The following is a 12,592-nucleotide window of genomic DNA, read 5'->3' as shown; positions in this document are numbered from 1 at the left end:
ACTACCCGGATTAAAGCTCCGAAATAGGACAAACAAATAACAATTTGCAGTCACTAAAAAAAACAACAATGAAGCAATTTTATATTACACTTTTCATTCCGATCATATTCCTTTCATGCAATGCAAAAAAAGAGCAAGGGGGAAATATCGAGGTTTCCACACATACGATCAATGTAAACAATGTTGAAAAAAAGGAAAAGATTTTGTTCTCTGACTATTTCAGCAAAGTCACAGCTATCGTTTTAGAGACACATGATGACGCTATAATTGGAGATGTTTCGGGGATTCAAGTGACTGACAGCCTCATATTTATACTGGACAAACTGCGGACAAACAGTCTTTATGCTTTCAAGAAAGACGGAACGTTTGTACGAAGAATAGGCAGCAACGGACAAGGACCTGAAGAATATATTGATGTTTCTGATTTTACCATCGATCCCCAAAATGAAGAAATTTATTTAATGGATCCTGAATCAAATAAAATAAACATATATAACTATCAAACAGGCCAGTTTATCCGTTCCATCAAATTGGGGGAAAATGATATAAATACCAAGCATATTCAGTATTTCGACAACAAACTATATGCCGATGCTTTTTTCTATGACATGAACAAAAAGGAAAAATATCTACTACAAGAAATAGATCCTAAAACAGGAACACAGGTCGGAACATTTTTAGACGCAAATGCCCACCAGAGAAACTGGTCATCTTTAGCGACAAAAGATGAAAGTTTTTTTTATTCACGGAACAGCAGGCAACCTAAATATATCAGGCTATTCATGAATACTGTCATAGGGATAAACGAGGATGGAATCTCTTCATTCCTTACACTCGAAGACAATCAATGGGTGACGGTTTCGGATGTTGAAAAAATCAAAGAAGACACACCAGAAGACTTCCTACTTGAGAAAATTCATCAGAAAAAAATATCATACGACATATTTAACTTTATGGAATGTGGCGATTTGATCTTTTTTGGATTCAGAAACAACTTCAAACAAACATATATATTTTACGATTGTAAAAACAACAACTTAAATATCACGAATGAGGTTGAAAACGATTTACTTTATTGTAAAAATGGTTTCCTTGAAAAAATAGGATGCGCAGACAAAAATGGAGTTTATGGATACATTTCGTCATACGCCATTCCTATATTTAAAAACTTCATAACGGATGGATATGTAAATAAAAACATAAAAAACTACGAAGCATTAGAAACAATATCTGAAGACTCTAATCCTATACTGATTTATTATGAAAAATAACACACAAAATATCTATGTGTTACTATGGATTGTCATTACGCTATCTTCCTGCACCGAAAAGCAAGACAAAGCTGTTCAGTCCACTATTTCTTTAAAAGAAGTACAAGGGGAAACATCACATGATGAACTCTTCGAAATCGTTGATTGTACCCCTATGGAAGCATCATCAACAAGCCTTATGGGTGATATTGACAAAATGCAAGTCTATCAAAACAAATATTATATATTAGATAAAATAACAACAAAAAAAGTGTTTGTTTTTAATTTTGACGGCTCTTTCAGTCACTCTATCGGATCCATAGGCAGCGGTCCCGGCGAGTATATTAACATACAAGATTTCACAATCGACAAAGAAAATGAGCAAATTGTTTTATTAACAACTCCGTCATTAGTCTATATCTATGATATGGCTGGTAGCTTCCTGCATTCAAAGAAAATAGGAGATCCGCTGTTTTGGAGCATTTGCAGTTCGCCAGAGGGATTTGTTTGTTCAACAAACGAAAAGATATTTACAGAAGAAGGAAATACTTTTCAATTGTTTTCATTCGATAAAGAATTCAACCTAAAAGGGAAAAATATCTCTTTACCCCCTGAGCAGATAGCATTTCTTCCTTTCATCACGAATCCACTTATCGACACCAAAAAAGAGATCGCCTATTTTGACAACTTTACTTCAACTCTTTCCCTTTTTCCTTACAATGCTATTCAGGAAATTCAATCATTTCATTTTGAATTAAATGATGCGGTACCCGGAGAGGCCTGGTCTAACCCCCAATTATTTATAAACAACCAACGGAATTACAGCTTTTTCTTAGAGGCGTATGTTATTGAAAGTACATTATGGGCTTTTATTGTAAACAAAGGGAAAATCGCTTTCCTCAAGTTTAACACGGAGACAGGAGAAAAAGTATTTAACGACTATCAAGATTATTTTCCAAAAATACTAACCTACGATGATGGTTATTTCTATTCTTCATTAAGTCCCACTTCTATTTTAGAGGGCGAAGATCGGCAATACCCATTAAACCCCTCCGCCATTCACCCATTAGAAGAAGATGGCAATATGGTCATTGTAAAATACAAATTAAAATGATGTATAGAGTAGAGAAGATCGGCCTGGCAGCATCGAAGGCTGCCTTTCCAATCTAACGATCTCACCGTTCGTTTTCGCACCCCACCTCCCCAAATGTTAAAATAGCGATTGTAAGCAAAACGGACGTTTTACTTACAAATCCATACGTTAAAAAGTGTTTCTCCCGGGAGTTTGTCTCCGAAGTCCTGCTTTTTTGCGCGCAAAGTCCCGCCGAAATTACAAATCGTAAATTAGGGGTTTCGCCAAAAACAGGCAAATTAACATTTGTTTACACCATTTAAATAGCGTAACTATGCTGCGATTGCGGTTGATCTATTTACTTATCCAACCAGGGCGAGGGGTTTAGTTTGGTTTTTTCTTTCCAGAGTTGGAAGTGGAGGATGGTTTCGTTGGCGTTTTCGTTGTCGCTGAATATGCGTCCGATGGGCTGGCGGGTTTTCACCTTATCGCCGGCTTTCACGTAGACCTGACTGAGATTGCTATACACCGTCAGGTAATTCCCGTGGCGAACAATTACCGAATTATTATAACCGGGCACCACAAATACGCGGGTCACCTCACCGTTGAACACAGCACAGGCATCGGTGCCGGGGGAGGTCTGGATATCTATTCCGCTGTTATTCATGCGCACATATTTCAATTGGGCATGTTGCTGCTCGCCAAAAGTGCCTACAATGGCATATTGTCCTTCTAAGGGGAAGGGTAGTCGTCCCCGGTTGCTGGCAAAGTCGTCCGAGAGTTGTTTTTCGGCTTTGGTCATCGCATAACCGCCTTTACTGTCAGCCACGCGAGTCGGTTCTTTTCCTCCCGGTTGCATCTTCGAGGCGGCTTCTGCCCGGGCAATCTCTTCGGCGATCAATTTCTCGATTTGTCGGTTTAAGGCCTGCGCTCGTTGTTGTTTTTGCTTCAATTGCGCTTGCAGTTCCTTTTGGCGCTTATTGAGCTGCTGCACCTCTTTCTTCTGATTGCTTTCTTCGGTAACCAGTTTTTTGTTTTCTGTTTCGCGCTCATTCAACAGCTCCTGCTTTTCGGCACGTGTTTGTTGCAAGGCTGCCTGCTTGGCGGTTATCTCCTTTTGTTTTTCAACAATGGTTTGCGCCTGTTGCTTTTGCCAGTAGGCAAACTCCCGAAGATAGCGCATACGACGCATCGACTGGGAAAAGTTCTCAGCCGAAAGCACGAAAAGCAATTTGTCTTGCGAATTGGCACGTCGTTGCAGACGTTGAGCCGACTGCTTGTAGTTGTCCTGTTTCTGTTTCAACTCCTTCTCCAATTGGCTGATTTCATTGCGCAAACCGGTTATTTCCTGGTCGATAGCGGCCGTTTCCTGCATAAGCAGGCGGATCACTTTCTTGCGCTGAAGGATCTGGTTTCCTAAAAGATTGAGTCGGTTCAGGTAGTTCTTAGTCGTATTCTCCGTCTCTTTAAGGAGTTTGTTGGTCATTTCGATCTCAGCCAATGCCTCTTTGCGTTGTTGTTCCAAACGCTGCACTTCAGGCGACTTCTGTTGACTGTAAGCCGCCTGCAAAACGCATGAGAGCAATAGGGTGATCCAGAAAAGACGCATATACTTATTCGTTGTTTTTTTGCAATGCTTTGATGAGGTCTGCCAGCGTGATTCGTTGATACTTATCCGGGATCGAACCGGCCACCTGTACCGGGATGTCGGTCTGTATCCGGGTAAACTGAATCTTCAAGCCACCTTTTGTTTCTCCTTTATCTAATAGTTTCACATCCATCACCGTAGGAAACGGCTGTCCTTCGGTCAATACAAAAGCGGAATACAACCACTCGAGCGCCATGGTCTCTTCCCGGTTGGTGATGAAGGTGGAGAGTAATTTTTCTTCTCCATCCGCTTTGAAGGTATAATATAGTCCCGATTTGTCGGTTGCTTTGATCTCTGCACTACTCCCTTCCTGATTCAACAAAAAGCGGTTATACAATGCCGGAGTCAGGCTCTCTTCACCGGGGAAAAACAAGTGATTGACAAAAAGTGATTGCAGGTTGTTGTAGTTGAAAACAATTGGGGTCTGCCCTTTCATTTGGGCATAGTTTTCTGCCAGGTAACGTTTATTCATCCGGTCGATAAAACGAATGCTGTCACGATCCATCTCCAGGCGTATCACCTCGATGCCCATGATCGGTTGAACGGAAAGCACAAAAGCGCTATCACGCACCATCTTCAATTCGGCTCGTGAGCTCAACTCTTTGCCGGGCATCTTCACTTCGACATTCATCCGGGCGTTCAGTGTTTCGAACCGGAAGGATTGCTCACGGATGGATTCAAAGAAATCGAAATGCGCTTTGGCTTCGCCTGCCGCTACGGTCGCCACCTTCTGGGTCGATTTACATCCGCTGAGGCATACAACAGCGATAGCGGCGATCAAACAAAGTAGTGTGTATCGGATTGTTCTCATATCGACGTGTTATTCTTCCAAATAGGTCTCTTCCGCAATCTTACGATCCAGGACTTCCCCTTCTTTGCCCAGCTCTTTCGCCTTCTTCCACTGTTCGACGGCTTTTTCTTTATCACCGATCATATAGAGGATATCCCCGTAGTGGTCTACCAGTTCGGAGCTGTTCGTATCATCCCGCTCAATGGCTCGCACAATATAGATTTTCGCCAGTTTGTATTCTCCCTTCACAAAGAGGATCCAGGCGTATGTGTCGAGGTAGGTCGCATTCTCAGGCTCCATATTGATTGTTTGCAAACTCATGCGCAAAGCCTTGTCTAAGTCTTTCTTGTCTAAAGCAAGGAAGTAGGCATAGTTGTTGAGCACCATTACGTTGTTCGCATTATATTTCAGTGCTTCATCGTATGCTTCATAGGTCTTATCCATCTGCTTCATCTGGTAATAGATATCGCCCATCTGTCCGTAAAAGTCCGATTTCAGGCGTCCGTTTTCCGCAGGTATAATTGCAATACCGTCGCGGTAAACCTGCAAAGCCTCTTCGTATTTGTCCTGCTGGTAATAGGCAATGCCCAAATAGAAATAATATTCCGGCGCACCCGGGAATATGTCCATGCAGGTGGTGCAAATACGAACCACCTCGTCTAATTCTTCATGGCGCATAGCGAGGTTGAGCAACTGCTGCCAGGCCGATGGATTGGCCGGTTCCATTTCGGTCACCAATTGGAACTGGAATTCGGCTTCTTCTTTTTTCTCTTGAGCCGTAAGCAAGCTTCCATACATTAGCTTCAGGTCGATATCCTCCGGGTGTTGCTCAATCAATTCGTCAAAGATGACATTAGCCCCCTCCATGCCCTTCTCGGTCTGCTGCAGGCGGATGATATAGCGGGAAAGTATACCGACTTTGGTTTCCACATCAAGCTTTTCGTTTACCAACGCATCCCGGATCAAGGATTCCGAAGCGGTGTTATCGCCTATTGCTTCGTAATAGTTCGACATGGAAACGATATAATAGGGATTCTTCGGATCTATCTTATGAGCCTTTTCATAATTTTGCAAGGCCTTGTCCATCTCTTTGTTCTCCAGGTATAAATCGCCCAGCATAAGTGGATAACGCGCTTCCATTGGGAATTTATCGGCTAACTTTTCTATTTCTTTGTAGGCTTTCTCCTTCTCTTCAATTTGCATATAGAGACGGAACTTCTGTTGGGAAAGCGCCTCATTCATACCGACTGCCGACTCCAGAGTGTCGTATGCTTCGATCGACTCCGCGATATCACCCTTCTGCGTCAAGGCTTCCGCCAGATAAAACACCAATTCCATCTTCTCCGGATATTGCTTAGACAGCTTCTGGTATTCTTCTACGGCTTCGTCGAACATGCCGAGCGATCGGTTGACCGACGCCAAGGCCATCCGGTAGGTGTAATTGTCGGAGCTATTTTCAACGGCACGACGCAGGTATTCTACTGTTTTCTCCGGGCGGTCGAGCTGCATATAGAAGAACGACAGCTCATACAAAACCGGCGCAGCGGTCGAGTCGATCGACAAGCAATGCGAAAGCGCGTCGAAAGCCGCGTCGTATTTTCCCGCTGCTTTCAGATTAAGCCCTTCATAATAGTAATAATCAAACTTACGCTGGTCGGTAATAGAGAGAGCTGTAGCCAAAGCAACCTTCTTCCCCTTTTCTGCCGATAAGGGGGAAAAAGCAGATCCGGCAACGGTTAAAAGAAGAAATATATAAAGGATACGCATATATATGTTGTTTTGCTTATTTCTTTCCGGTATGTCCGAAACCGCCCGCTCCGCGTTCGGTCTCATCGAGTTCTTCTACGGGTTCCCAGGCAACCTGGCTATGGGTCGTTATCACCATCTGGCAGATACGTTCGCCATCATTCACCGTAAACGGTTCGTTGGAAAGATTGACTAAGATAATGCCTATTTCTCCCCGGTAGTCGGCATCGATGGTGCCCGGGGTATTGAGCAGGGAGATGCCATGTTTGATGGCTAATCCGCTGCGTGGACGCATCTGCGCTTCATAGCCTTCGAGCAGGGATATAAATAATCCCGTTGGGATCAGCTTGCGCTCCAACGGGTTCAATACGACGGGTTCGTCCAAATTGGCACGGATATCCATTCCTGCCGATAGAGGAGTTGCGTAAGCAGGAAGCGGATGATGAGACTTGTTTACTATCTTTACTTTCATGTCCTTTGTAGTTAAAGTAGTCAAACAGGATTTGACTATTTCGTTCTGAAGCACGAAGATAGCTATTTATTCGTTATGCCAGTCTCCGTTCTCTTTTATTAACGCTACTAAACGTTCTACGGCTTCCTCTTCGGGAATATTTTTCAACACACATTCTTTCCCTTTATACAGGCTGATCCGGTTGCGTCCAGCCCCCACATAACCATAGTCGGCATCAGCCATTTCGCCCGGTCCGTTGACGATACAGCCCATAATTCCGATCTTCAGGCCTTTCAGATGGGAAGTAGCCTCTTTGACACGGGCAATGGTATCTTGCAGATTAAACAGGGTGCGACCGCATCCCGGACAGGAGATATATTCTGTTTTGCTGATCCTCACCCGCGCGGCCTGCAGGATGCCAAACATGCAGTTGTCCAAAGCGACAGGGTCTCCGGTCTCATTATGTAGCATAACACCATCGCCGAAACCATCGAGCAACAGCGTGCCAAGATCGGCTCCGGCTTTAACTTGTAGCGCTTCGGGATCCGGTTCGTAATAGTCGCGTTGCAACACAACAGGGGCGTCGCATCCGGCACCGATCAGGCGATGCATAGCAGCCCGTTGAGCGCCGACTCCGTTGCGATGCACCGTGCTCAGGATCACGACCACACGCGGATCGGCATGGATCAGTCGGATCAATGAATCGGTCAGTTCCAGGCTATTGATGCGCAAGAATTTGATCTCCGCCTCGAAATGTTTCATCTCTTCCGCCTCACAGGCAATAAAACAGGGATAACAAGCGGGTCGTTTCTTCCAGAAATGCGAATCGACCAGTAAGGGCAAATGGTCGGGCAGGTTATCAGGATCTTCCTTTCCTATGTAGAAATAATCGGGAAGAAGCGATGGGTTCATCTCGAAAGAACCCTGGGTGCGGTCAGAAATAACAACGGGAGGCTGCCCTCCTCCTATGTTGCGGATGGCGCGGCTTAGGCGCCTTGTCGGAAAGATCGGGTCATAACCGGCGGAGAGTTTTCCTTCGATCGGTTCGTGCCCCTCCCGCTCCCGGATATAATCGACCAGTTTACGGGCAACGGGCATTTCCGCTTCCGGCTCTTCACTCAGTGAGACGCGAATCGTATCCCCGATCCCATCCGACAGGAGCGTTCCGATGCCTACCGCGCTCTTGACGCGCCCGTCTTCACCGTCGCCGGCTTCCGTCACGCCCAGATGAAGGGGGTAGTGCATATCTTCCGCTTCCATCGTCTGCACGAGCAGGCGTACCGTTTGCACCATCACCACCGTGTTGGAGGCTTTGATCGAGATCACCACATTCGGAAACTCCTCCTCCCGGCAGATACGCAGGAACTCCATGCAGGAGGCAACCATGCCTTGCGGCGTATCTCCGTAGCGGCTCATGATGCGATCCGAGAGCGAACCATGGTTCACTCCGATGCGGATAGCGGTGTGTTCTGCTTTACAGATAGCCAAAAAAGGAAGGAAACGTTTCCGGATCTTCTCCACTTCCGCCGCGTACTCTTCATCGGTGTATTCGATCTGACTGAAAGTCTTCACCCTATCCACATAATTGCCCGGATTAATACGCACCTTTTCAATCTGATAGGCCGCCACATCGGCGGCTTTCGGATTGAAATGGATATCGGCTACCAGCGGAGTCGTATAACCCAAGTCGTTCAATCGTTTCCGTATCTCTCCCAGGTTAAGGGCTTCGCGCTCGCCTTGAGCTGTGAAACGAACATATTCCGCCCCTGCTTCGATTAGGCGTACCGCCTGGTCGACAGCCGCCTCCGTATCCATCGTCGACACATTCGCCATCGATTGTATGCGGATCGGACGCACGCCTCCCATCGGAGTAGTGCCTATCTGTACTTCGGAAGATGTACGGCGGGTGTAATTAAACATGGCTCTATTTAATGGATAATTGATAATTGATAATTGATAATTACTATCTCAGTTTCCTTCTGGGGTGGTGAGAGCAACTATCCATTATCAATTATCCATTATCAATTTGTCTTGTGTTTATAGCTTACTTGTGCTAATTCGGCATTCGCCTTTACGATTTTTTTCTTCAGGTCTTCTTTGTAGGCAGCCAGTTTGTCCTGTAATGCTTCGTCGCCTACAGACAACATCTGTACGGCAAGAATACCGGCGTTCAACGCGCCGTTGATACCTACGGTTGCCACAGGAATGCCGGGAGGCATTTGCACAATGGCCAACAGGGCATCCATCCCGTCCAATGTCGAATTAATAGGTACGCCGATCACCGGGAGTGTTGTCATGGAAGCAATCACGCCGCACAGATGCGCGGCCATGCCGGCTGCCGCGATAATAACCTTTATGCCCCGCTCCTTAGCTCCTTTGGCAAAAGCCTCCACCTCGGCAGGTGTACGGTGGGCAGAAAGTGCGTGCATCTCGAACGGAATCTCCATCTCGTCGAGAAACGCAGCGGCTTTTTCCATCACGGGCAGATCCGAAGTGCTGCCCATGATGATACTAACTATTGGTTTCATTTCGCTATCAATGCTTCATAGTCGCTGGCCGACAGCAATGCGTCTACCTCTGACAAGTCGGAAAGAGTAACCTTCACCAGCCAGCCTTTGCCGTAAGCGTCTTCATTTACCAGTTCCGGTTGGTCTTCCAGTTCAGCGTTTACTTCTACTACCTTACCGCTCACAGGCATAAAGAGATCAGATACCGTTTTAACAGCTTCAATTGTTCCGAATACCTCTTCTTGGTCTAAGGTTTCACCTTCTGTAGTGATGTCTACGAAAACGATTTCACCTAATTCACTTTGTGCATAATCTGTGATACCGATAAAAGCATCATTACCTTCTACACGGATCCACTCATGATCCTTTGTGTACTTTAAATCTGCAGGAAAATTCATAATTTTTCGTGTTTTTATTTGATAAATAAATGTAGATAACTCATAGAAACAGCCGAGAAAACAGATACAAATCCCAAGGCAAAGCCGGCGTAGGTCTGCATGGGGGTATGACGTTTAAGATAGATACGTGACATAGCCAGTAGCCCCGCCCCTATAATCAGAATGATAAATCCGACATACGGATTCATCATGTGAATGCGGCAGACGCCCATCACTCCGCCCAGCAATCCTCCCATACCCAACGAATGAGCGCTTATCTTCCAGACGAAATTGATACAAAGTGCTAACACCAATGCAATGCAGCCTCCGACTACAATCGCTATCAGCCAGAAAGGCATGCGCATCCGATAGAGATAGTATAAGCAGGACAACATAGATATAATGATAATAAGATAAGGAACGGCTCGTTCTTTCCGATCGGTCAATTCGGCATCTGTTGCGGCACCGTTGTAGATCAACAGTAAAATAAAAAGACCCGGGATCAGTGCCGTGGTCAGAAAGGTGCCACCCAGGATTGCCAACTTGACTGAAGTAGGGTATTCCGCCAGATAGGTCTGCGTCAATGCAAGAAGGACTCCATACGTGACAACCAGTAACGGATGGAAAAGAATTGAGATTATATTCGATAGTATCTTCATCAGGTTACAAAGTTATATTTCTTTTCTGAGGCGGGCAACCGGTATCCCTAATTGTTCGCGATATTTTGCAACAGTCCGCCGGGCGATGATATACCCCTTTTCTTTCAGTATCTTTGCCAGCTCCTCGTCTGTCAGCGGCTTACGCTTATCTTCCGCCTCTATATGTTCCTTCATAATCTTCTTCACTTCACGGGTAGAAATCTCTTCGCCCGTATCGGTTTGCATGGATTCCGAAAAGAAATATTTAAGAGGGTAAACACCGAAATTGGTCTGCACATATTTGCTATTGCTCACACGTGAGATGGTAGAGATATCATAACCTGTCTTCTCCGCAACATCTTTCAGTATCATCGGACGCAGGCTGGCATCGTCGCCCGTAAAGAAAAATTCCTGTTGCAACAGGATAATCACCTCCATCGTACGCCGCAATGTCTCCTGTCGCTGTTTGATCGCTTCGATAAACCACTGGGCAGAGTCTAATTTTTGTTTGACAAACTGCACCGCATCACGCATTTCGGAGGTCTGGTTGGCCTTATTGCCAACATAATCCTGAAACATCTCCGCATATTCGCGGTTGATATGCAGGTCGGGCACTCCCCGACTATTCATGCTTAATATCAGCTCACCATTATGTGCCTCTACGATAAAATCCGGGATAACCAGGTTCATCGCCGTCTCCAACGAGCTGCCCCAACTACTTCCTGGCTTGGGATTCAACGAAGTGATTTCCTGAATAGCCGCTTTCAAGGCAGACTCGTCTACGGACAATCCACGTAATATCTTGTCGTAATGCTTTCGCGTGAAGTCATCGAAATAATCGGAGAGCAGGCGAATGGCTAATGTAACAGCAGGTGTTTTCGTCCTCCTGTCTAATTGCAATAAGAGACATTCCTGCAGATTGCGGGCACCGATGCCTGCCGGTTCAAAATCCTGAATGACATACAGGATCGATTCGATTCCTTTTTCATCAACATCTTGCCCAGCCTGGAAGACCAGATCGTCGGCAATAGCCGCCAGATCCCGGCGCAAATAGCCGTCATCATCCAGATTTCCAATGATGTATTCAGCTATTTTCATTTGTGTTTCATCCAGCTCACGCAATCCCAATTGTTGCAAAAGTGCCTCCTGCAAAGACTCGCCTATAGAGAAAGGCACATCCTCCTTGCGCTCCGAACGCTCACTCATCTCACGCAATTTGTAATCGGGAATATCATCTTCCGTCAGATAATCGCCTAAAGAAATATCCACCGCCGAGTCTTCATTGGTATCCTCCGCTTCCATGCCTTCAAACTCCTCCGCCTCTTTCCCCTCTTCCAAGGCAGGATTCTCCTCCAGCTCGTGCTTGACCCGTTCCTCCAACTCAATAGTAGGCAACTCCAACAACCGGATCAACTGGATCTGTTGCGGAGAAAGTTTTTGCTGGAGTTTTTGTTGTAATTGTTGTTTTAACATAAAAACAAAACACGTTTTACAGGAGTCTCTTCCTCATTAGCTTTGGAATGCAAATATAGGTGTTTACCTTTTTATTTGTAGACAAGATATGAAAATAGTTCTGATGTCAGGAGTTTTTATCTATCTTTGAAGAAGAGGTTCTAAATCATATTCACTAAATAAATAAAACAAACATGTTACTGACAACCACAAACACCCTGGATGGGAAAGAGATTATTGAATATTTCGGGATTGTATCCGGTGAGACCATCATCGGAGCCAACATTGTGAAAGACTTCTTCGCCGGTATTACGGATATTGTCGGAGGCCGGTCGGGCGCATACGAAAAAGTATTAAAGCAGGCAAAAGATGCCGCTTTACAAGAGATGAGCGATCAGGCAGCACGTCTGGGAGCGAATGCGGTTATCGGCATTGATCTCGATTATGAAACAGTAGGCTCCGGCAACTCCATGCTGATGGTTACCGCTGCCGGCACTGCCGTACGTTATCGCTAAAAGGAGCTAAAGAAAATAAGAACCTTTAAGCCTTTAAAGCCCCTTTAAACCAAAAAAGAGCCTGTTCAATTAAGAACAAGCTCTTTTCACTTTAAATCGGCAGCTACCTACTCTCCCACCTTGTGAGCAGTACCATCGGCGTGGTG

12 protein-coding genes are annotated in these 12,592 nt (G+C 45.3%); 3 read left to right on the top strand and 9 right to left on the bottom strand.

Features of this window, described 5'->3' with window-relative positions:
- Nucleotides 1-68 precede the first annotated feature (68 nt).
- The gene (locus tag M2137_RS12185) at nucleotides 69-1,271 is read left to right on the top strand and encodes a 6-bladed beta-propeller (RefSeq protein WP_280766724.1); all 1,203 of its coding nucleotides are present in this window, start codon (nucleotides 69-71) and stop codon (nucleotides 1,269-1,271) included.
- A complete protein-coding gene (locus M2137_RS12180; RefSeq protein ID WP_280766723.1) occupies nucleotides 1,261-2,364 on the top strand; it encodes a 6-bladed beta-propeller in 1,104 nt (367 codons plus the stop codon). The genes M2137_RS12185 and M2137_RS12180 overlap by 11 nt, the downstream gene beginning before the upstream one ends.
- A gap of 316 nt (nucleotides 2,365-2,680) precedes the next feature.
- On the opposite strand, the gene M2137_RS12175 is transcribed toward M2137_RS12180, so the two are convergent.
- The 9 genes from M2137_RS12175 to rpoN all read right to left on the bottom strand — a co-directional run bounded on the left by M2137_RS12175 (nucleotide 2,681) and on the right by rpoN (nucleotide 11,952).
- Nucleotides 2,681-3,931, bottom strand: a complete 1,251-nt coding sequence (locus tag M2137_RS12175; RefSeq protein WP_280766722.1) for a peptidoglycan DD-metalloendopeptidase family protein — start codon at nucleotides 3,929-3,931, stop codon at nucleotides 2,681-2,683.
- Between the two features lie 4 nt (nucleotides 3,932-3,935).
- The gene (locus M2137_RS12170; RefSeq protein WP_280766721.1) at nucleotides 3,936-4,781 is read right to left on the bottom strand and encodes a DUF4292 domain-containing protein; all 846 of its coding nucleotides are present in this window, start codon (nucleotides 4,779-4,781) and stop codon (nucleotides 3,936-3,938) included.
- Nucleotides 4,782-4,790: 9 nt separating this feature from the next.
- Complete coding sequence (locus M2137_RS12165) at nucleotides 4,791-6,527, bottom strand: tetratricopeptide repeat protein (RefSeq protein ID WP_280766720.1); 1,737 nt, start codon at nucleotides 6,525-6,527, stop codon at nucleotides 4,791-4,793.
- A gap of 16 nt (nucleotides 6,528-6,543) precedes the next feature.
- Entirely contained in the window at nucleotides 6,544-6,978 is a 435-nt protein-coding gene (gene dut, locus M2137_RS12160; RefSeq protein ID WP_280766719.1) for a dUTP diphosphatase, read from the bottom strand.
- Between the two features lie 66 nt (nucleotides 6,979-7,044).
- Nucleotides 7,045-8,877: a 4-hydroxy-3-methylbut-2-en-1-yl diphosphate synthase gene (locus tag M2137_RS12155; protein WP_280766718.1), complete on the bottom strand. Its 1,833-nt coding sequence runs from the start codon at nucleotides 8,875-8,877 to the stop codon at nucleotides 7,045-7,047.
- A gap of 101 nt (nucleotides 8,878-8,978) precedes the next feature.
- Nucleotides 8,979-9,485, bottom strand: a complete 507-nt coding sequence (gene purE, locus M2137_RS12150; protein WP_280766717.1) for a 5-(carboxyamino)imidazole ribonucleotide mutase — start codon at nucleotides 9,483-9,485, stop codon at nucleotides 8,979-8,981.
- Complete coding sequence (gene gcvH, locus M2137_RS12145; RefSeq protein ID WP_280766716.1) at nucleotides 9,482-9,862, bottom strand: glycine cleavage system protein GcvH; 381 nt, start codon at nucleotides 9,860-9,862, stop codon at nucleotides 9,482-9,484. The genes purE and gcvH overlap by 4 nt, the downstream gene beginning before the upstream one ends.
- A 14-nt stretch (nucleotides 9,863-9,876) precedes the next feature.
- Nucleotides 9,877-10,500 (bottom strand): hypothetical protein, encoded by a 624-nt coding sequence (locus M2137_RS12140; RefSeq protein WP_280766715.1) that lies wholly within the window; start codon nucleotides 10,498-10,500, stop codon nucleotides 9,877-9,879.
- A gap of 12 nt (nucleotides 10,501-10,512) precedes the next feature.
- Complete coding sequence (gene rpoN, locus M2137_RS12135) at nucleotides 10,513-11,952, bottom strand: RNA polymerase factor sigma-54 (protein ID WP_280766714.1); 1,440 nt, start codon at nucleotides 11,950-11,952, stop codon at nucleotides 10,513-10,515.
- A gap of 173 nt (nucleotides 11,953-12,125) precedes the next feature.
- On the opposite strand from rpoN, the gene M2137_RS12130 reads away from it, so the two are divergent.
- Complete coding sequence (locus M2137_RS12130) at nucleotides 12,126-12,446, top strand: heavy metal-binding domain-containing protein (protein WP_280766713.1); 321 nt, start codon at nucleotides 12,126-12,128, stop codon at nucleotides 12,444-12,446.
- Nucleotides 12,447-12,592 lie beyond the last annotated feature (146 nt).

The sequence above is a fragment of the Parabacteroides sp. PFB2-10 genome, from assembly GCF_029893085.1.
GTDB lineage: Bacteria > Bacteroidota > Bacteroidia > Bacteroidales > Tannerellaceae > QVMG01.
This window is presented reverse-complemented; position numbering and strand designations above follow the sequence as displayed.